This is a genomic window from uncultured Pseudomonas sp., from assembly GCF_943846705.1.
GTDB lineage: Bacteria > Pseudomonadota > Gammaproteobacteria > Pseudomonadales > Pseudomonadaceae > Aquipseudomonas.
Genome location: NZ_OX044366.1, coordinates 3347478 through 3367523 on the forward strand (window position 1 = coordinate 3347478; position 20046 = coordinate 3367523).

At 59.0% G+C, this 20046-nt stretch carries 15 protein-coding genes and 3 pseudogenes; 11 read left to right on the top strand and 7 right to left on the bottom strand.

The window, feature by feature from the left end; all coding sequences use genetic code 11:
* Positions 1-126 precede the first annotated feature (126 nt).
* From Q0V31_RS15845 to Q0V31_RS15855, 3 genes and pseudogenes are all read right to left on the bottom strand, one after another.
* Positions 127-301: pseudogene (locus Q0V31_RS15845) on the bottom strand (transposase); the annotation flags it as partial.
* 291 nt (positions 302-592) lie between these two features.
* The gene (locus Q0V31_RS15850) at positions 593-997 is read right to left on the bottom strand and encodes a DoxX family protein (protein ID WP_023048084.1); all 405 of its coding nucleotides are present in this window, start codon (positions 995-997) and stop codon (positions 593-595) included.
* 83 nt (positions 998-1080) lie between these two features.
* Positions 1081-1725 (bottom strand): annotated as a pseudogene (locus tag Q0V31_RS15855) (NAD(P)-binding domain-containing protein); the annotation flags it as partial.
* Positions 1726-1813: 88 nt separating this feature from the next.
* Between Q0V31_RS15855 and Q0V31_RS15860 the strand changes: the two are divergent.
* Complete coding sequence (locus Q0V31_RS15860) at positions 1814-2758, top strand: LysR family transcriptional regulator (RefSeq protein WP_023048086.1); 945 nt, start codon at positions 1814-1816, stop codon at positions 2756-2758.
* Between the two features lie 39 nt (positions 2759-2797).
* Here the strand turns inward: Q0V31_RS15860 and Q0V31_RS15865 are convergent, their stop codons facing one another.
* From Q0V31_RS15865 to Q0V31_RS15880, 4 genes and pseudogenes are all read right to left on the bottom strand, one after another.
* Positions 2798-2995, bottom strand: a complete 198-nt coding sequence (locus tag Q0V31_RS15865) for a 4-oxalocrotonate tautomerase family protein (RefSeq protein ID WP_023048087.1) — start codon at positions 2993-2995, stop codon at positions 2798-2800.
* 233 nt (positions 2996-3228) lie between these two features.
* Positions 3229-3684, bottom strand: a pseudogene (locus tag Q0V31_RS15870) (IS5 family transposase); the annotation flags it as partial.
* A 214-nt stretch (positions 3685-3898) separates the two neighbouring features.
* Positions 3899-5053, bottom strand: a complete 1155-nt coding sequence (locus tag Q0V31_RS15875) for an acyl-CoA dehydrogenase family protein (protein ID WP_023048089.1) — start codon at positions 5051-5053, stop codon at positions 3899-3901.
* Between the two features lie 61 nt (positions 5054-5114).
* Positions 5115-5981, bottom strand: a complete 867-nt coding sequence (locus Q0V31_RS15880) for an IclR family transcriptional regulator (protein ID WP_023048090.1) — start codon at positions 5979-5981, stop codon at positions 5115-5117.
* Positions 5982-6217: 236 nt separating this feature from the next.
* Here Q0V31_RS15880 and Q0V31_RS15885 point away from each other — a divergent pair, with 236 nt between their 5' ends.
* The 10 genes from Q0V31_RS15885 (at position 6218) to Q0V31_RS15930 (ending at position 20044) form a co-directional block, all read left to right on the top strand.
* Positions 6218-7003 (top strand): enoyl-CoA hydratase, encoded by a 786-nt coding sequence (locus Q0V31_RS15885; RefSeq protein WP_023628973.1) that lies wholly within the window; start codon positions 6218-6220, stop codon positions 7001-7003.
* Positions 7004-7006: 3 nt separating this feature from the next.
* Positions 7007-8548 (top strand): 3-hydroxyacyl-CoA dehydrogenase, encoded by a 1542-nt coding sequence (locus Q0V31_RS15890; RefSeq protein ID WP_023048092.1) that lies wholly within the window; start codon positions 7007-7009, stop codon positions 8546-8548.
* A gap of 9 nt (positions 8549-8557) precedes the next feature.
* Positions 8558-9760 carry a 3-oxoadipyl-CoA thiolase gene (locus Q0V31_RS15895; RefSeq protein ID WP_023048093.1) on the top strand — a complete coding sequence of 401 codons (1203 nt, stop codon included), beginning with the start codon at positions 8558-8560 and terminating at the stop codon, positions 9758-9760.
* Positions 9761-9786: 26 nt separating this feature from the next.
* On the top strand, positions 9787-11025 hold the full coding sequence (locus Q0V31_RS15900) for a CaiB/BaiF CoA-transferase family protein (protein ID WP_023048094.1): 1239 nt from the start codon (positions 9787-9789) through the stop codon (positions 11023-11025).
* Positions 11026-11081: 56 nt separating this feature from the next.
* Positions 11082-11846 carry an electron transfer flavoprotein subunit beta/FixA family protein gene (locus Q0V31_RS15905; RefSeq protein ID WP_023048095.1) on the top strand — a complete coding sequence of 255 codons (765 nt, stop codon included), beginning with the start codon at positions 11082-11084 and terminating at the stop codon, positions 11844-11846.
* Positions 11847-12791 carry an FAD-binding protein gene (locus Q0V31_RS15910; RefSeq protein WP_023662939.1) on the top strand — a complete coding sequence of 315 codons (945 nt, stop codon included), beginning with the start codon at positions 11847-11849 and terminating at the stop codon, positions 12789-12791.
* 646 nt (positions 12792-13437) lie between these two features.
* On the top strand, positions 13438-14799 hold the full coding sequence (locus Q0V31_RS15915; protein ID WP_024075428.1) for a cytosine permease: 1362 nt from the start codon (positions 13438-13440) through the stop codon (positions 14797-14799).
* Positions 14800-14952: 153 nt separating this feature from the next.
* Positions 14953-16125, top strand: coding sequence for a porin (locus Q0V31_RS15920; protein WP_031637015.1), 1173 nt, complete (start codon positions 14953-14955; stop codon positions 16123-16125).
* Positions 16126-16624: 499 nt separating this feature from the next.
* Positions 16625-17998 (top strand): group II intron reverse transcriptase/maturase, encoded by a 1374-nt coding sequence (gene ltrA, locus Q0V31_RS15925; RefSeq protein ID WP_049950174.1) that lies wholly within the window; start codon positions 16625-16627, stop codon positions 17996-17998.
* A gap of 300 nt (positions 17999-18298) precedes the next feature.
* A complete protein-coding gene (locus tag Q0V31_RS15930) occupies positions 18299-20044 on the top strand; it encodes a hydantoinase B/oxoprolinase family protein (RefSeq protein WP_024075427.1) in 1746 nt (581 codons plus the stop codon).
* The last annotated feature ends 2 nt before the right edge of the window (positions 20045-20046 follow it).

Here is a 20046-nt window from a genome sequence, read left to right on the forward strand (position 1 = left end):
AACAACCACCGACTGAAGTCGGTGGGTTAGTGAATTACGGATTGAAAGTCCGGATACGCGTCGGCTGAACGACGCGTCGCATTAGTCCGGCTCCATCTTGAAATTATCGTTCGGGCTCGGCTCTGGCATCAAGTGACCCTCCACGATCCGGCACTCACGCTGCCTCGCCAACTCATGTAGCACCTCCCCCCAGGTGCTTGCGGATCGCTCCGAAGATCGCCTTCTTACGCCTCTTCGGGATGAATACAACGTGGTACTTACAGTCCCACTTCGTGTGAGCAAGGCTTTGGTAATCTCTCATTGGGTACCCCTATCTCTTGGTCGAGATAGAAGGTTCCTGATGACCGCATCACACGGTCAACCTCAAGGAGTCCCTCGGCTAAGCCGGGGGATTACCTTGTTTATTTAAGACTTGAAAGCCAAGCGGATAGATCGTCCAACTGCCTCGATATCCCATGCCCACTCGACCCTTTCATGTGCTGCGTACGCCGGACCGGGGCATGACACCAAGGCTGAAAAGCTTTCTGGATTTTACCCTTGCCAAGTTTGGCGAGAACCCGGCAAAGGCAACCTGGCCGAAAGCAGCGAGCGGTTAGTTACGTGCTGAACGTTTCAAGGCGAAGGCTCCGTCATCCAGCAGCGCCAAGGCCAGTGCAGTGAATGCCAGAAAGACCGGGTATTCCCAGCCACCATTGGCGTTGGTGAAGCTCCAGCCATTACCGAAGTGCACGCTTGCTGCCACCAGCAGTTGCACGGTGGCTAGGGCCGCTACCCAGCGAGCGAGTACACCAAGGATCAGGAACAGGCCGCCGACCACTTCAAAGGCAATGACCGGATAGGCAAGAAAGCCGGAGAAGCCAACGGACTCAAAGAAACCTGCTGTGCCGGCCGGGGTGAACACCAGCAGCTTGGTCAGGCCATGAGCGAGAAACATCACGCCAAGGATTAGGCGTAGTACCAGGGCGGCATAGGGGAGGGTGCGGCTAGCGGCGGTCATGGGTGTTTTCCAATACGGGGAGTGTGGGTTGCCCGGGGCCACAGCTGTTTCGGCCGTGGCGCCAGGCATTGGGTAAGTGGGAATTAACGATTGAGCCAGACCGGCGCGATCTGCGTGCCGAGCCCTGCGCCATAGCCGAGGTAGATGTTCAACCCGGCCAACGCTTCCAGATAACGCGCGTTTACCAAACCGCCGGCATCCACGGTTTTCCAACCCAGGCTTTGCGCAAGAGCAACGGCGGTTTGTTTGGCTCGTGCGCTATCGCTGGCCAGGAACACGCTGCCTTGCTGCTCGTTGGCAAATGTGGGACCGCTGGCCAGCACTTGGGCGAACAGGGTGTTGAAGCCCTTGACCAGCTCCACACCTGGCAGCGCCTTGGCGATTTCCTCCGCTGCACTGGTGCTGTGGCCGATGGTCAGACCCATGTAGTCGGCTGTCAGCGGGTTGGTGATGTCGATGACCACTTTGCCTTCGAGACTGCCCAGACTTTTCAGCGCGGTTAAGGCGTCCTGGTAAGCAGTGGCGACGATCACCACTTCGTTCTGGCCAAGGGCCTGATCAGCGGCGAATGCTTCGACGTTTTGATGCTGCGCGGCGAGGGCGTGCGCCTTGTCCAGATCACGGCCGGTGATACGAACATGGTGTCCAAACTGGGACAACTGTTGAGCGAAAGCCGAGCCCATGTTGCCGGTACCGATAAGGGTAATGTTCATGTCTTTTGCCTCGTGCTGTGTGTGATGGGATCCAGTTTAAAGATTCGATTTACGAGATAAACATGATTTAATGTGACTTATAGTTCCGATAAGTGAGGCAATAATGGATCGCGCGTTGGAGATGCAGGTGTTTTGCGCCGTGGTCGACAAGGGCAGCTTTGTCGGTGCCGTCGATGCGCTGGAAATGTCCAAGGCCGCCGTTTCCAGGCATGTAAATGCGCTGGAGGAACGCCTGGGCGTACGCCTGCTGCAACGCACCACGCGACGCTTATCACTGACCGAAGAAGGACGGGTTTTCTACCAGCAAGCGCGGGAAGTGCTGGCGTTGATGGGGGAGGCGGAAAGCGCTGTTTCTTCGGGCAACCATGAGCCTGCCGGCGTGCTGCGGGTCAATGCGCCGGTGAGTTTTGGTGTGTTGCACCTGGCGCCGCTGTGGACTGCCTTTTTGGAGCAAAACCCGAAGATTGAGCTGGATATCAGCCTGAACGATCGCCAGGTCGATTTGGTGGAGGAGGGGTATGACGTCGCGGTGCGCATCGCCCGGTTGGAAAGCTCTTCACTGGTGGGGCGCCGGTTTGCCAGCACGCGGATGCGCCTGTGTGCAGCCCCGAGCTACATCAAAAGCCATGCACCAGTAGAAGTGCCGCAAGACCTGGCCGAGCACCGGGTGATTGCCTATAGCAACTTTTCCAGTGGGAACGAATGGAGTTTTACCGGGCCCGATGGCGAGCATAAGGTCAACACGCGTTCGGTCATTCGCTGCAATAACGGTGATACATGCCGATCTATTGCGTTGACTGCTGGCGGCATTTTGCTGCAGCCAAGCTTTATGGTAAGTGAGGATCTTCGGCGGGGTGATCTGGTGGAGTTGCTACCGGAGTATCGCTCGGTAGAACTGGGTATTTATGCCGTCTACCCAACCCGCAAACACCTGGCATCCAAGGTGCGGGCATTTATCAATTTTCTGGTCGAACAGTTTGAGCAGGTCGACTGGGAGTCCGGCTACCCAGCACAAAAGAGCCAAGCCCGGGCTGCAAAGAAGATGTAACACTCCTTGCAGCCCACTGGCCATTAACGCCGAATGACCTTAGGTCTTCTTCGGATCGTCGCCGAACAGCTTGCCTGCACCGGCCCAATCCGATGGCGCCACGTCTTCAAAAATGACGTAGATGTAATTGGCATCGGTACCGGTGTTTTTCACGATGCTCTGGGTGATTTCTGCAGCGACAGCTTCCTTCGCGGCGTGGTCTTTTCCTTCGAACCAGCTGACTCGTACAACGGGCATGGAGTGATCCTCTATTCAGGTTGGGTTTAGCGCGATTAGGGCTAACCATGCGGTCAGTCCGGGCTCAGCCAATCAATGCAGCAGAGCAGTCGAGAGAGAATAGGAGAGATACAGAAGGCGATAAACACGCTGTAAATCGCCTATATGTAGAAATTATTTCTCCAATCAGCCCGCCATTTACCGGCGCACCGGCGATCAACAGTTGCTAAGTACCGCTAGGGGCTGTTGCCATTTCACATGGGTAGCCATAGGAAGGCACAGGCCATGGCCACCACGCTCTCGTAATTTCTCTTGAGCTTGTCGAATCGAGATGCCACCGCCCGGTAATGCTTCAGCCGGGCAAAGGCGTTTTCCACCAGGTGCCGATTGCGGTAAAGACCTCTGTCCAGATCCGCGTTGCCTTTCACGGAGTTACGCTTTCTCGGGATCACGGCCTTGGCCCCTTGTAGCTCAACCTGCTCCCGGATTCTCTCGCTGTCATAGCCCTTATCCGCGACGATGGTTTCTGCCGCCGGGAGCTTGGAAATCAACGCGGGTGCCTGAGTGCAGTCATTGATTTGGCCACCTGTGATTTCAAACTCGATGGGCAAGCCGTGGGCGTCCACCGCCAGGTGAATCTTGCTGGTATTGCCAGCTCGACTTTTCCCTATAGCCTCATCGTTGCCGCTGGCAGCGCCTGCACTGTGCTGTGCGACCTACTGTGGCGTAGTTGGAATTCCAGTTTCGTGCAGCTACCCCGCAGTTCATCTGGGGGTAGGTTGACGGGAAGCTCGCAGGCTGAGGCTTTCGGGACCACACCAGTGGAACACGCACTCATGTCGAACAACTACCTTGAAGCCAGGATGTGGCGCTATTGAGTCTCGGCGCGACTGGAGCCCAACTGGTGTCAGAGCAGGTGCCGTGTCACCGCTGCGCTTCGCGGATCATGTTACGGGCGATAACCACCTGCTGAATCTGTGTGGTGCCTTCGTAGATACGGAACAGCCGCACGTCACGGTAGAAGCGCTCAATGGCGTACTCGCTGACGTAGCCGGCGCCACCGTGGATCTGCACGCAGCGGTCGGCGACACGACCGCACATCTCGGTGGAGAACATCTTCGCGCAGGAGGCTTCGGTACTGACGTTCTTGCCCTCGTCGCGCTTGCGCGCGGCATCCAGCACCATGCAGCGGGCCGCGTAGATTTCGGCTTTGCTATCAGCCAGCATCGCCTGGATCAGTTGGAACTCCGCGATGGGCTGGCCGAACTGTTTGCGGTCCAGCGCATAGTGCAGGGCATCGTCCAGCATGCGTTCGGCTGCGCCGACACTCAGTGCAGCGATATGCAGGCGGCCCTTATCCAGCACCTTCATCGCGGTCTTGAAACCAACGCCTTCGACGCCGCCTATCAACTGGCTGGCGGGCACTCGCGCATTTTCAAAGATCACGTCGCAGGTATGGGCGCCTTTGTGGCCCATCTTGTGGTCCGTCTTGCCCAGCGACACGCCGGGTGTGCCGCGCTCAACGATAAAGGCGCTGATACCGGAGGCGCCTTTGATTTCCGGGTTGGTACGGGCCATCACCGTGTAAATGCCCGCGTGTGGCGCGTTGGTGATGTAACGTTTGGTACCGTTGAGGATGTAGCTGTCAGCGTCACGCACAGCATTGGTTTTCAACGAGCCCGCATCGGAGCCGGCATCTGGCTCGGTCAGGCAGAACGAGCTGAGCAGCTCGCCGCTTGCCAGTTGCGGCAGGTACTGGTTGCGCTGCTCCTCTGTACCGTCAAGCAAAATGCCGATTGAGCCAATGCCGTTGTTGGTGCCGATGTAGGAACGGAAAGCCGGTGAGGTGCGACCCAACTCGAAGGCGATGTTTACCTCTTCCTCCATAGTCACGCCCAGGCCGCCATAGGCTTCCGGAATCGTTAACCCGAACAGGCCCATCTCGCGCATCTGATCGACGATGTCCTTAGGGATCGCATCCGTTTCAGCCACCTCGTTTTCCCGAGGAATCAGTACCTCACCGACGAACTGGCGAAGAGAATCCAGCAGAATCTGCAGGGTTTCGGTATCACGGATCATGTGCGCTCCTCTGGGCCCGGAAGTGGGCCGATGTAGTACGGTGCACCGTCACCCTGAAGGGTTACCGAGCGGCGGCGCCGATGTTGTTAACCATGTTGATCAGGCGAGGCCCGATATCGTCAGTGAGCTTGTCCCGTGGAAGCTGGAAGCTCGGTCCACCGCAGTTGAAGGTCAGTAACCCGAACTGCGGGTGTAACAGCGGCACGGCGACTGAGTTGACGTCGCGGTGCCACTCGCCGATCGATAGGCAAAAGCCGTAATCGGTGTAATCGCGAAACGCGCGATCCAGGCCCTTGCGGATCACCGGCCACTGTGCTGCTTCGCGTTGGCGCATGTGGTCGAGGAGAAACTCTCGCTCGCTCTCTGGCATCGCCGCCAGGCATGCGCGTCCCGCCGAGCTTTGCGCCAGTGGCAAGTAGCTGCCGATCTGCCGCCGCATCGTGGTATTGCCTTGGCCCTGAACGACGTCCAGGTAAACCATCTGCAGGCGATCCCGGGCCGCCATTGCCACTGCGGCTTGAGCGTGATTGGCCAGCTCTTCCATCAGCGGGTGCGCCACCGAGCGAATCGACAGATTCGACAGCATGGCGTAGCCGAACCCCAGCACACCGACATCCAGCTGGTACTTGCCCGAGTGCACCTCACGCTTGAGGCAGCCAAGGCGCATCAGGGTGTTGGTCAAGCGCGTCACGGTCGGCTTGGGTAGCCCGGTCATCCGCGCCAGTTCCTGATTGCCCAGCACGTTGTCGCGCGGGGTAAAGCACCGCATCAGCTCCAGCCCACGTGCCAGCGCAGTCACGAACTGGCCGCTGGTTTCGTCCTCACTCGACGCACTGGCCGGGTCGAGCATGCCCATCTTCAGTAAAGCGATTTCATCCGCTCCAGTGCTGCTCTCAGCCTTCTGCTGATCCGCTTTGTTGCGTGCCATGGTAGAACCTCATTTTTGGAAATTGCAAGCAAATAAAAGTACGTTTCGTCAGGCGAAATTATATTTGAGCCGAGATGAAATGCAAAACGCTCATTTTTAGATAGATAATATATTGATTAATAAAGAAATAATAAAATAGTTCAGATTTCTGATTTACATGAATTCGCGACCCTACCTATGATATCTCGTAAATACGAAATGCAATTTCGTATAGCGAAACGTGTTTAGAGGTGGGTATGAGTCACGAACCTGAATCTGTAGTGAACCTGGAAATTCGAGAAGACGGCGTTGCCGTCGTACGCATCGACCGGCCAGAAGCCAAGAACGCGCTCAATAGCGCGGTGCGTGAACAACTCGCCGAGCACTTTCGGGCACTGGCTCGCAATGGGCAGGTGCGGGCGATTGTACTTACCGGCGGTGACACCTGTTTTGTGGCCGGAGCCGATATCCGCGAGTTTGCCCAAGCGCGCCCGATTGAAATGTACCTGCGCCATACCGAGCTGCTGTGGGAAGCCATCTCCCGCTGCCCCAAGCCGGTCATCGCTGCAGTGAATGGTTTCGCCCTTGGCGGCGGCTGTGAGCTGGCCATGCACTGCGACATCATCGTCGCCGGCGAGTCGGCGCGCTTTGGCCAGCCAGAAGTCAAACTCGGCCTGATGCCGGGCGCCGGCGGTACTCAGCGTCTGATCCGCGCGGTCGGCAAGTTCCAGGCAATGCGCATTGCCCTTACCGGGTGCTTGGTCTCGGCCCAGCAAGCCTTGGCCATGGGCATGCTGAGTGAAGTGGTGGGCGACGAGCAGACCATTGTCCGTGCACTAGAGCTGGCCACTGAAATCGCCGCCTTGCCGCCGCTAGCCGTCGCGCAGATCAAAGAAGTGATGCTGGCCGGTGCTGACCTGCCGCTGGAGAGCGCGCTGGTGTTGGAGCGCAAGGCCTTCCAATTGCTATTCGATTCGAGCGACCAGAAAGAGGGCGCTCAAGCCTTCCTGGAAAAACGCAAAGCGATCTTCTCAGGAGAATGAGCGATGACACGTGAAATTAACCGGATGGCGGTTGTTGGCGCCGGAGTCATGGGTACAGGTATTGCTCAGATCGCCGCTCAGGCGGGCATTCGCGTCACGCTGTTTGATAGTCGCGAAGGCGCTGCGCAGGGCGCCCGCGAAAGCTTGAAAGGCACGTTGGACAAGCTGGTCGACAAAGGCAAGATTGCCAACGCCGATGCGCTGGCCACGCTCTCCCGCGTGCAAGTGGCGAGCGCCCTTACGGAACTGAGCGACGTCGACCTGGTAGTGGAAGCCATTATCGAGCGCCTCGACGCCAAGCAGGGCTTGCTCGCCGAGTTGGAAGCCGTGGTTGCCGATGACTGCATTCTGGCTACCAACACCTCATCGCTCTCCGTCACCAGCATTGCTCGCAATTGCCGACTTCCCCAACGCATCGCTGGCTTTCATTTTTTTAACCCTGTGCCGCTGATGAAAGTGGTGGAAGTCATCGATGGTCTGGCGACTGACCCGCAGGTAGGCGACAGCCTCCGAGCCCTGGCTGCCCGCATGGGGCATAGGGGTATTCGGGCGAAGGACACACCAGGGTTCATCATCAATCACGCCGGCCGTGCATATAGCACTGAGGCTTTGCAAATTCTCAAGGAAGGCGTAGCCGAACCCGCCGAGGTAGACCGTATCCTGCGCGAGGGTCTGGGTTTTCGCATGGGGCCCTTGGAGCTGTTTGATCTGACGGCTCTTGATGTTTCCCATCCAGTCATTGAGTCGATCTACAACCAGTTCTACCAGGAACCGCGGTATCGGCCTGCAGCGCTAACACGCCAGATGCTGGATGCCGGCTACGTCGGGCGCAAGGTCGGGCGTGGGTTTTACCGATACGCCGACGGCCAGATGATCGATCCACCCGCCGCACAGGCAGTACCTGCGCTGGAAGCATTTCCGCCGGTTTGGCTTGGCACTGAAAACCCCGAGGATCGTGCACGTTTCACCGAGCTTCTTCAGCAGGTGGGCGCGCGGGTCGAAGAGGGCACGGTCCCAAGCAGCGAGGCCCTGTGTTTGCTGGCACCTTACGGTCTGGATGCCACCGGCGCCGTCGGCCTGTTTGGCACCGATCCTGAGCGCACGGTGTGCATCGACCCGCTGCTGGATATCGCCCGCTACCGCACGCTGATGCTAAATCCCGCTACCCATGCCGACATGCGCGATGCCGCCCATGCGCTGTTGGGCCGCGATGGCGTGGGCGTCAGTGTGATCAATGACAGTGTCGGCTTTGTGGCCCAAAGGGTACTGGCCATGATCGTCAACCTGGCGGGCGATATCGTTCAGCAGCGTATCGCCAGTGTCGATGACCTGGATGAAGGCGTGCGCCGTGGTCTTGGTTATCCGCAAGGTCCGCTGGCCTGGGGCGATAGTGTCGGGCCCAAGCGTTTGCTCACCACTCTTGAACGCATGACCGAACTGACGGGCGATCCCCGTTATCGGCCGGGTCCCTGGCTGCGGCGACGGGCCGCCTTGGGCCTTTCATTGCGTCACAACGAACCACTCCCGACTGAACCTCAACGCTAGGATTTTCCCATGCTCGACGCCTACATCTTCGCGGGACTGCGCACGCCATTTGGCCGCCACGGCGGCGCACTCGCTTCGGTACGCCCAGACGACCTCGCCGCCCATGTGATCCACGAATTGCTCGCTCGCCACGCCATCCCTGGCGAAGCCATCGAGGACGTGATTCTGGGCAATACCAACCAGGCAGGGGAGGACAGCCGCAACATCGCGCGTCACGCCGCACTGCTTGCAGGCTTGCCCGTGACCGTACCTGGGCAGACAGTTAACCGCCTGTGCGCCAGTGGTCTGGCGGCGGTGATCGATGCCGCCCGCGCAGTGACCTGTAACGAAGGCGAACTGTTTGTCGCCGGCGGGGTGGAGAGTATGTCCCGTGCACCCTTTGTCATGGCTAAAGCAGAAGCGGCCTATAGCCGCGAACTGACGGTGTTCGACAGTACCATTGGCGCCCGTTTTCCCAACCCGAAGATCGTCGCCGAGTTTGGCAACGACAGCATGCCGCAAACGGGCGATAACGTGGCTCAGGAGTACGGCATCTCCCGTGCTGAGGCCGACGTCTTTGCTGCCGGCTCTCAGGCCCGTTATGAAGCCGCACGTAGCGCAGGTTTCTTTCAGGAAGAACTGCTCGCGGTCAGCGTGCCCACCGGGCGCAAGACGCCACCCAATGTGGTGGAGCAGGACGAGCACCCGCGCCCGCAATCGGACCTGATCGCTTTGGCTCGCCTGAATCCTCTCTCCGAAGGTGGTGTGGTTACCGCCGGCAACGCATCAGGCGTCAACGATGGCGCGGCGGCATTGCTGATTGGCTCGGCCGCGGCGGGCGAACGGCACGGCTTGGTTCCGATGGCGCGCATTCTGTCGGCCGCCGCCGTGGGTGTGGCCCCGCGCATTATGGGCGTCGGCCCGGTGGAGGCTATTCATAAGGCATTGGCTCGCGCGCAGCTCAGCCTGGCGGATATGGACATTATCGAGATCAACGAAGCGTTCGCCAGCCAGGTGCTGGGCTGCCTGAAAGGTCTGGGTGTTGCGTTCAACGACCCGCGGGTAAACCCACACGGTGGCGCCATCGCCGTCGGCCACCCATTAGGTGCATCCGGTGCGCGCCTGGCCCTGAGCACCGCTCGCGCGCTGCAACAGAGCGGCAAACGCTACGCTGTGGTGAGCCTATGCATCGGCGTGGGCCAAGGCCTCGCCATGGTGATGGAGCGTGTGTAAGTGCGCGCAAGCAAAGGTGAAATGAAATGGGTGCTTTGACTGGGTATCGCGTGCTCGACTTGAGCCGCATTCTGGCTGGTCCCTGGTGCGGCCAAACTCTGGCCGATCTGGGTGCCGAAGTGATCAAAATCGAACGGCCGGGCGCGGGTGATGACACCCGTGGCTGGGGGCCGCCATGGATGAAGGGGCAGAACGCCGAGTCCACCGGCGAGGCTTCTTATTACCAGTCCACCAATCGCGGCAAGTTGTCGGTGGCGCTAAACATCGCCAGCCCCGAGGGGCAGGAAATGGTGCGGGCCCTGGCTACCAGTTGCGACGTACTGATCGAGAACTACAAGGCCGGTTCCTTGGCCAAGTACGGGCTGGATTACGCTAGCCTCGCTGCGCTCAATCCACGCCTGGTGTATTGCTCGGTGACGGGTTTCGGCCAGACCGGGCCGCGCGCCGCAGAACCGGGTTACGACTTCATCATTCAGGGTATGGGTGGAATGATGAGCATCACCGGCGAGCGCGACGATCTGCCCGGTGGCGGCCCGCAAAAGGTAGGCGTTGCCTTCGCGGACCTGATGACCGGCCTGTACTCGACGGTGGCTATCCAAGCTGCGCTGCTCAGCCGAGAAAAGACCGGGCTTGGTCAACATATCGATATGGCGTTGCTGGATGTTCAGGTCGCCACACTGTGCAACCAGAGCCAGAACTATCTGGCTTCCGGCAAGCCGCCCGGGCGTTATGGCAACGCCCACGCCAACATTGTGCCGTACCAGGTGTTTCGCGCCAGTGATCGCGACTTCATCATTGCCTGCGGCAACGACTCACAGTTCGTCGCACTGTGCGACGCCATCGGCCTGCCAGAGCTGCCGAAAGATCCGCGTTTCGCGCGCAACGCCGACCGAGTCAGCAACCGCGAGGAGATCGTTGCCATCCTGTCGCGTCACTTTCTCGGAGGGCTCGCCGATGAGTGGGTAGGGCGCATTCACCCGCAGGGCGTACCGGTAGGGGCCATCAACAGCATTGCCCAGGCGCTGGACGAACCACAGATACTGGCGCGCAACATGCTGGTCAACATTCCCCATCCCTTGAAAGCCGACTTCGTCACGGTCGGCAGTCCGATCAAGTTGTCTCGCACACCGGTCGAGTACCTGCGCCCCGCGCCGATGCTGGGTGAGCATACCGATGAGGTGCTCAAGCGCCAGTTGGGTCTCGATGATGAGCGCCTGGCCGAGTTGAAGGCACAAGGCATCATCGAACAGCTTGGTGAACGCTGAACCTGCCATGCCCCGGCCAGCCAGCTTGCCGGGGCAATTTTTCCCATGGAGCCTTTATGAAAGTCCTCGTAGCGATCAAGCGTGTGGTCGATTACAACGTCAAGGTTCGCGTCAAGGCGGACAACAGCGGCGTCGATCTCGCCAACGTTAAGATGTCGATGAACCCCTTCTGCGAAATCGCCGTGGAAGAAGCCGTACGCCTGAAAGAGAAGGGCGTTGCCAGTGAAATCGTCGTGGTGTCGATCGGCCCGACGGCGGCGCAAGAGCAGCTGCGTACTGCTTTGGCCCTCGGTGCCGACCGCGCCATCCTGGTCGAGGCTGTCAAGGAAGAGGGTGCTGACGAGCTGAACTCCCTGGCCGTGGCCAAGCTGCTCAAGGCCGTGGTCGACAAGGAGCAGCCGCAGCTGGTGATCCTCGGCAAGCAGGCCATCGACAGCGACAACAACCAGACCGGCCAGATGCTCGGCGCGCTGACCGGCTTCGGCCAAGGCACCTTCGCCTCCAAGGTCGAAGTGGCGGGCGACAAGGTCAACGTGACCCGCGAGATCGACGGCGGCCTGCAGACCGTGGCGTTGAACCTGCCGGCGATCGTCACCACCGACCTGCGTCTGAACGAGCCGCGCTACGCCTCCTTGCCGAACATCATGAAGGCCAAGAAGAAGCCGCTGGAGGTGCTCACCCCGGACGCCCTGGGCGTTGCCACCGCGTCCACCGTGAAGACCCTGAAAGTCGAAGCGCCGGCTGCCCGCCAGGCCGGCATCAAGGTCAAGTCGGTGGCGGAACTGGTCGAGAAACTGAAGAACGAGGCGAAGGTAATCTAAATGACTATCCTGGTTATCGCTGAACACACCAATGCCGCCCTGGCGCCGGCCACTCTCAACACCGTGGCCGCTGCGCAGAAGATCGGTGGCGACATCCACCTCCTGGTTGCCGGTGCCGCCTGTGGCGCCGCCGCCGAAGCGGCTGCCAAGCTCGCCGGCGTGGCCAAGGTGCTGGTGGCCGACAACGCCGCCTTCGCCCATCAGCTGCCGGAAAACGTTGCGCCGCTGGTAGCTGCTCTTGTTCAAGAAGCAGGGGGCAAGGGTTACAGCCACATCCTCGCCGCCGCCACCAGCAACGGCAAGAACATCCTGCCGCGCGTCGCCGCCCAGCTGGACGTCGACCAGATCTCCGAAATCATCGCCGTGGAAAGCGCCGACACTTTCAAGCGGCCGATCTACGCCGGTAACGCCATCGCCACCGTGCAGTCTTCGGCGGCGGTGAAGGTGATCACCGTGCGTGCCACCGGTTTCGATCCGGTGGCCGGCGAAGGCGGCAGTGCTGTCGTGGAAGCCGTGGCCGTTGGCGGCGACGCCGGCATCTCGGCCTTCGTCTTTGAGGCGCTGGCCAAGTCCGATCGTCCGGAACTGACCGCGGCCAAGATCGTCGTCTCCGGCGGTCGCGGCATGCAGAACGGCGACAACTTCAAGCACCTGTATGCCCTGGCCGACAAGCTCGGCGCCGCCGTCGGTGCTTCGCGCGCTGCGGTCGACGCCGGTTTCGTGCCCAACGACATGCAGGTTGGCCAGACCGGCAAGATCGTCGCGCCGCAGCTGTACATCGCCGTCGGCATCAGCGGTGCCATCCAGCACCTGGCCGGGATGAAAGACTCCAAGGTCATCGTGGCAATCAACAAGGACGAAGAGGCGCCGATTTTTCAGGTGGCGGATTACGGTCTAGTGGGTGACTTGTTCGAGGTCGTGCCGCAGTTGCAGCAAGTGATCTGAAGCCCTAAAGGAATGTGTTGCAATACCTATAGAATTGTGCTATGCGTGCATACTCAAGTGGCGTGCGGGTTTCAGGGCTAATGCATTTGAAACATAGAGTTGACGTGCGGGAAAGACAATTTTTTGACTTACACGTTATGCGGTAAGTCTGATGCTTGAGCGTTTGAGCTTAGGCATTCTGGTTGTTTTCGTTATTCTTTGTACCCGGTTTTGTACCCGGTTTTGACTTCTTGTAGCATGTAGTGCTGGTTGCTGGCTTAGGGTGGTTGTGCCGAGATTGAATCGGCCTCGAGCCCGTCATTGAGTGCTTTGCTTGTAGTCCTACTGGCTTGAAACGTTTAAGCGCTATGTTGTCTGTCTGGCTATCACGCTGAGTGTAGGTGTTGTTAGGTGACTCGCTCGCTAATAACGCTCTCTCGGAAAGAGATGTAAGCCATAGCGTCATTGAGGTCTTTTATTCTGACTTGGACAGCCTGAGAGATTTTCTCATCGCTTTCCGCTGGAGGAGTTTCGTCTGGGTGGGCCATCTTCCAGAGAGCAAGAAGCTTCAGGTATGACAAAAGAGAGTGCGCTCAGCAGCAAGTGGTCGCCCGCCTGAAGTACTTATGATCATGACTCCACTCATTACAAAAACAAGAGAAGAGCCATGGCCGGAAACATCAAAAAACAGGTCGATAGTATCGACTACAGCACCGTCGCGGTTCCGGAAGAACACCGCATGAGCAAAGGCTCACTGACGATGGCTTGGTGGGCCATCTGCAGTGCTATGTTTTGGCTGGTGGTGTCCGCCACCCTGGCAATGAGCTTTGGTACGATGAATGCCATAATCGGCTTACTCTTGTCGGTCGTAACTTATGCGGCCATCAACGGGGTCATTGCCCGCTACGCCATTAAGACCGGATTATCGGTCGCACTCTTCTCCCGGGTGCTATTCGGACGCGCCGGCGCAGCACTGGCCACCCTGATTTTCTTCGCCACGGCGATCTACTACAGCGTGTTTGAAGGCTCGGTGATCGCCATTGCTATCCAACACTACGTGTCCGACATCACGCTCAATCAAGCCTACCTAATAGTGGTGCTATACAGCGTGCCACTGGTGTTCGGTAGCGTGCAGACCTGGCTGGATAAGTTCAATGGCGTGCTGCTGCCGCTCTACCTGATTGGTCTGATTGCCGTAGTAGCGATGGCCGTCGGTGAATACGGCTACAGTTCTGCCTGGTTGGAAATGGGGCCTGAGAGCGGGCCAGTAAGTAATGGCTGGTGGGACTGTTTCACCTATTTCATGGGAGTGTGGATTCTCATGATGTACACCTGGGACTACGCACGCTTCGGTCGTAAGCAGGACGCCAGCTACCACGCTAAATTTAACTTCGGCCTACCATTCTATATCTTCAGCTTTCTTATTAACGGTCTGGTCGGCATCTTTCTCGCCGCCACCATTCCCACAGAGGGCGGCCTGTCTGAGGTCTCGGTGGTGCTGGCCATTGTCGAGCTGATGGGTATCTGGGGGTTGTTGTTCGTTTGGGTCAGCCAGACCCGTATCAATACCGCAAATTTCTTCATGGCCGCTAGCAACATGCATGCGTTCTTCGGCCGTTTTGGCTTGGCGGCTGTGCCTTATATGGCATGGGCCGTAGTAGTTGGCATCGTGGTCTACACAATGATGTTGCTCAATGTGTTCAGCTACATTCTGCAAGCCCTGGCATACCAGAGCATCTTTGTAGTGGCTTGGGTAGCGATCGCTTTGGCGCATATTTTCTCGCCGAAATATACCCAGCTGTTCGAGGGCAATATTGAATTCGCTCTCGAACGAGTCAACGCCTTCAACCCGTGCGGCTTGATCGCCTGGTTCTTTGCCGCTGGCCTGGGGATAGTGCTGCTGAATTTCGGCGGAGCAACGCTGGCGACCTTCTCAGCGCCGGTGACCTTTGTCTGCGCGTTCGCCAGCTACTGGCTGCTACTCAACAGCGCCAAACGCAGCTGGTTTGTCCGCACCAGCTGCAGCTGAAACCAATATCGGCGCCCACCGGGCCGATGTATTCGGCTCCGGCAACTTGCTGCAGCTACCAAACCCGATCCAAAACTAAGCCGCAACACCGCAGCGGCTTAGTGCTGCGTAGCTGAAAAAAAGACTAACAATGCTAAGAGCCAATTCATGAAAATGATCAACCTGCACCCACAAGCAACTCTCATATTACTTCCATTGTTGGCATCGCTCGCGCTACCCGCAGGTGCGGTGGCTATCAATGACAACTTGGACATTGGCGGCGCCGTGCGTGCGCGTATCGACTACGACCCCGACCGGGATATCGAGAAGCTGAGTTTCGATACTGCCTTTCTCACCGCTACCTACAACTCCGATAGTTGGATCGGCGCGGCTAAATACCGTTTCTATGGCGACGCTTACCCTTTCGACTATACCGACAAGATCGGTGACATCGCCTTCGCCGAATATGCATGGATCGGCTACAAGTTCGATGAGTCGCGTCAGATTCAGGTGGGACTAAACAAGATTCCGTTCGGCCTGCTGCCCTATGCCGGCAGCACTTTCTTCTTGACCTTGGGCAGCGTGATCGGCCTGGAAGACATTGCGAACCTTGGTGTTAAATACATCCAGCAGCAGGATGACTGGAACTTCCAACTCGCTTACTACCTAAGCCCGGCTGATCAGGGTCAAGGTACAAGCCGCGGCGGGCGGACCTATGCAACCAGTGTTGCTACGGCAGATGACTACGTCGTCGACGGCAGCGATAACCACGAGCGCGACATCTTAGTCGGGCGTCTGGCCCGCAACCTAAAGCTTGGGAGCTGGCAGTCGGAGATCGGCGCCTCGGCATTGACCTCGACGCTGCAGAACCAGGACAGTCGTGATAGCGGCCGCCGAAATGCCCTAGCAGTCCACTACTCGGGCAAGAATGGCCCCTGGGGCGTGCAACTGCAAGCCACTCGCCAGGACATGAGCCCGGAGAATCCCGGCAGAGACAAGCTGGTTAGCTTCGGCAGCTTCGACGGCACCTTTAACGTTGCCGCCAAGGGTAACCTCTATGTAGCCGACCTCAGCTATGACATTCCTGGCTCACTCGGGTGGCTCTCTGGTGTCAAGGTTTACGGTAACTACAGCCTGTTCGACAAGGATGAGTCCAGCTTCGAGGATTCCCAGCGCTTCATCCTTGGCACATCTTTCTCGCTGAAAGACCTATGGATCGCCGTCGAGTGGTTGCACGGCAAGCACGATCCCTACATCGGTGGCGGTAGCTACACCCAGAGCCTGGGCGCCGGCGGTAGCGAACGCTGGGAAAACCAGTTGTATACCAATATCGGTTACTACTTCTGAGGCAATAAGCGCCCCTAGCAACCACTCACGCTCCTATTTTCGCCAGCCATGTGCTGGCGTTTTTTTATGGTGCGCCAGGCATGGCGCGTAGCGCCGTGACTGGCGCTGTCGGGTTCACTGTGGTGGTGAGCCTGGCGACTTGGAGGTGAAAGTCCTCTACACACCCGGCAAGGGGAAGTGTTAGCTGAAGGCAAGGGTGTCGCGGGCGACTGCGAATCTGAAGGAAGCCCGAGACAAAATGCTGGCCTGACGAACAGGAAGCGGATGAGGCGGCGCAGCGGGGTGAGGTGGCCATAATCGCCAAAGCCCGATACTTGCACGGAACGCTGCGACGTAGATCCGACAGGCATAAGCAGGAAGGTCGCGCGAATTACCCTGGGAGATCTGTACGCTTGCCATTGTGCTACCGATTGTCGAGAGGCGACGGGATGGGCGTGCAGAAGTCAGCCGAGGCCGTAGTAAGTGGCGGTCAACCACGCCATCAAGGGCCGAACAGGTCATGCCGCCAGTAGGCGTCAGCGTCTCGTCGATAACCGAAATGCAGAAATTTCTCCAAGAGAAGACTGTCACCCCGAGTCCCGGCCAGAGGCCGAGGATGACGCCTGACAGCGCAGAGGTATCGGCGGCGTCGGTGACGTGGATGAACGCGGAGCCGGACACGCTGATGGAGCGGGTGCTTGCGCCGCTCAATCTCAAGCGTGCGTATCAGCGCGTGGTCAGCAACAAGGGGGCGCCGGGTGCCGATGGCATGACGGTCGCCGACTTGGCAGGCTACGTGAAACAGTATTGGCCCATCCTGAAGGTCAGGCTGCTGGCAGGTGAATACCATCCCCAGGCAGTGCGGGCGGTCGAAATTCCCAAACCGCAGGGCGGTATGCGGCAACTGGGCATTCCCAGTGTCGTGGATCGCCTGATCCAGCAAGCCCTGCTGCAACAGCTCACGCCGATCTTCGATCCGCTGTTCTCGGACTATAGCTACGGCTTCCGTCCGGGCAGAAGCGCTCACCAGGCTGTCGAGATGGCCCGCACCCATGTGGCGGCGGGTCATAGGTGTTGCGTGGAACTCGATCTGGAGAAGTTCTTTGATCGGGTCAACCACGACATCCTGATGTTCTGTGTTGAGCGCCATGTCGAAGACAAACAGGTGCTCAGACTCATCCGCCGTTACCTCGAAGCGGGCGTCATGTCGGGCGGGGTTGTCAGCCATCGGCAGGAGGGGGCGCCGCAAGGCGGCCCGCTTTCGCCGCTGCTGTCGAACATCCTGCTCGATGAACTCGACCGTGAGTTGGAGCGGCGAGGCCATCGCTTCGTGCGCTATGCCGATGACGCGAACATTTATGTCCGTAGTCCGCGTGCTGGCGAACGAGTGCTGGCCAGTGTCGAGCGGTTCCTGAATCACCGTCTGAAACTGAGACTGAATCGGGACAAGAGTCGCGTGGCTGGGTCGTGGAAATGCGACTACCTGGGGTATGGGATGAGTTGGCACTCGCAGCCTAGACTGCGAGTGGCAACCATGAGCCTGCGCCGTGTGCGCGACCGTCTCAGGGAACTGCTGCGAGGGGTGCGGGGCCACAAGATGGCGAATGTCATCGAGCGGGTAAACCCGGTGCTGCGAGGCTGGGCAGGCTACTTCAAGCTCAGCCAGAGCAAGCGTCCACTGGAAGAGCTGGATGGCTGGGTCAGGCACAAACTTCGCTGTGTCATCTGGCGGCAATGGAAGCAGCCCTCTACGAGGGCGCGCAACCTGATGCGCCTGGGATTGAGCGAGGAGCGTGCCTGCAAGTCGGCCTTCAATGGCCGAGGCCCGTGGTGGAACTCAGGAGCGCCGCATATGAATCAGGCGCTGCCGAAGAAGCTATGGGACAGACTTTGACTGGTCTCGATACTGGATACGATCAATCGGCTTAACCGCATGGCCTGAACCGCCGTGTACGGAACCGTACGCACGGTGGTGTGGGAGGACGGCGGCCGTGAGGCCGCCTCCTACCCGATCGCAGCGTTCCGGCCTCCCGGCATTAGATCTTGAGTAGATGCACCAGTAGAAACAGTTCACTTCAGGCCAAAAAACGGTGCGCTTGAAGACAAGCCAGCCGCTAGGCCCGCGCGTAGATTAGCGATGTGGGCAAGACATCCGTCACGCCTCCCCAGACAAAAACAAGATTTGTGGTGACCCATGAACACAGTAGACCCGATCACCCTGGCAGTCGTGCGCGGTGCGCTCGAAACAGCCCAGCGAGAAATGACCCTGACGCTGGAAAAGACCAGTCGCTCGAGCGTGTTCAACCTCGCCCACGACTATTCCAACGCACTCTTCGATCACCTCCCGGAAATGATCCTGCAAGGCCAGGACATTCCTATTCATCTCGGTTCGCTTATCCCAGCGATGAAATGCGTTGCTGGCTTCTTCGGTGATGAGATTGCCGAGGGCGATGTTATTTATCATAACGATCCAGCCTACATGGGCAGTCATATCCTCGACTGCTGCATGTACAAACCGGTGTTCTATAAGGGCGAGCTGGTGTTCTGGACGGTCTGCAAGGGCCACCTGACCGATATTGGCGGCCCGGTACCGGCCGGCTACAACCCGGACGCAAAAGAAATCTACGCAGAGGGCCTGCGCATCCCGCCTGTCAAGTTGTGGGCCCAGGGCCAGCGCCGGGAAGACGTAATCAACCTGCTGCTGACCAACATGCGCGCCCGCGCCTATCAAGAAGGCGATCTGAATGCCCAGTACGGTGCTTGCAGCGTGGGCGAGCGTCACCTGATCGAGTTGCTCGATCGCTATGGCGTCGACCAGGTCCGAGCGTGCATTACCGAGCTGAAAGATATGGCAGACCGTCATATGCGCGCATTGTTGCGTGATGTGCCAGACGGTTTCTACAGCGGCACTGCCATTCTCGAAGACTCCGGTCATGGTCTGGGAGAATTGTCGATCACTGCCCAGGTGGAAATTCGCGGCGACGAGGCGCACGTTCTGATAGAGAGCCCGCCGCAGGTGCCTTACTTCATCAACTCCTACGCGGGCAATTCGATCTCCGGGGTTTACCTCGGACTGATGATGTTCGCCCAGGTGCCACCGCCCTACAATGAAGGCCTCTATCGCTGCGTGAGTGTAGACCTTGGCCCGTCCGGTACTCTGTGCAACGCCCAGGAGCCGGCACCGCACGTCAACTGCACCACTACTCCGATGGAAACCCTCGCCGATGCCGTGCGTCTGGCCCTTGAACAGGCGGCTCCGGAGCGTGTGACCGCCTCCTGGGGGCATGCCAGCGGGATCAATATCGCTGGGCACGACCCACGCAACAACAACGATGAATATGTGACCATGGTGCTGGCCTCGGTCATCTCCGGCGCTGGCGCTAACAAGGCTATGGATGGTTGGCCTGCTTGCGGCCCGCTGTGCTGCTTCGGCGCGCTGATGTCCGGCGATATCGAACTGCTTGAGTACTCCTATCCGGTACTGATACACCGCTACAGCCTGATGACCGACAGTGGTGGCGCCGGTGAATTCCGCGGTGGCTCTGGTACTCGCCTGGAGCTCGAGCCGCTGAAGCACGCCATGACCGTGGTCGGTTTCGGTGAGGGCCGGCAGCTGCCTACCGCCGGTGCGGCAGGGGCGAAGAATGTTCTGCTCGAGCCCAAGCTCGGCCGCTTGATCCATAGACATGTCGACGGTGAGGAAGACCATTACATCCAGAACACTCTGCTGACCGCACAACCAGGTGAGCGCGTAATCAACGTCAACCCGGGCGGTGGTGGCTATGGCGACCCACTACGTCGTCCGCTGGCCACGGTTCTAGCCGATGTGCGCAACGGCTTGGTCTCGATTGACGGCGCGCGCCTTGAATACGGCGTAGTGATTGACGGCAACGGCCAACTCGATGAAGCCGCAACCCACGCACACCGAGCCGCGCACTGAGC

Coding starts and splice junctions, on each gene's coding strand:
- Q0V31_RS15890 (WP_023048092.1), top strand. CDS start 7,007: ATGACACGTGAAATTAACCGGATGGCGGTTGTTGGCGCCGGAGTCATG.
- Q0V31_RS15900 (WP_023048094.1), top strand. CDS start 9,787: ATGGGTGCTTTGACTGGGTATCGCGTGCTCGACTTGAGCCGCATTCTG.
- ltrA (WP_049950174.1), top strand. CDS start 16,625: ATGCCGCCAGTAGGCGTCAGCGTCTCGTCGATAACCGAAATGCAGAAA.
- Q0V31_RS15920 (WP_031637015.1), top strand. CDS start 14,953: ATGATCAACCTGCACCCACAAGCAACTCTCATATTACTTCCATTGTTG.
- Q0V31_RS15875 (WP_023048089.1), bottom strand. CDS start 5,053: ATGATCCGTGATACCGAAACCCTGCAGATTCTGCTGGATTCTCTTCGC.
- Q0V31_RS15905 (WP_023048095.1), top strand. CDS start 11,082: ATGAAAGTCCTCGTAGCGATCAAGCGTGTGGTCGATTACAACGTCAAG.
- Q0V31_RS15915 (WP_024075428.1), top strand. CDS start 13,438: ATGGCCGGAAACATCAAAAAACAGGTCGATAGTATCGACTACAGCACC.
- Q0V31_RS15860 (WP_023048086.1), top strand. CDS start 1,814: ATGGATCGCGCGTTGGAGATGCAGGTGTTTTGCGCCGTGGTCGACAAG.
- Q0V31_RS15880 (WP_023048090.1), bottom strand. CDS start 5,981: ATGGCACGCAACAAAGCGGATCAGCAGAAGGCTGAGAGCAGCACTGGA.
- Q0V31_RS15930 (WP_024075427.1), top strand. CDS start 18,299: ATGAACACAGTAGACCCGATCACCCTGGCAGTCGTGCGCGGTGCGCTC.
- Q0V31_RS15910 (WP_023662939.1), top strand. CDS start 11,847: ATGACTATCCTGGTTATCGCTGAACACACCAATGCCGCCCTGGCGCCG.
- Q0V31_RS15850 (WP_023048084.1), bottom strand. CDS start 997: ATGACCGCCGCTAGCCGCACCCTCCCCTATGCCGCCCTGGTACTACGC.
- Q0V31_RS15895 (WP_023048093.1), top strand. CDS start 8,558: ATGCTCGACGCCTACATCTTCGCGGGACTGCGCACGCCATTTGGCCGC.
- Q0V31_RS15865 (WP_023048087.1), bottom strand. CDS start 2,995: ATGCCCGTTGTACGAGTCAGCTGGTTCGAAGGAAAAGACCACGCCGCG.
- Q0V31_RS15885 (WP_023628973.1), top strand. CDS start 6,218: ATGAGTCACGAACCTGAATCTGTAGTGAACCTGGAAATTCGAGAAGAC.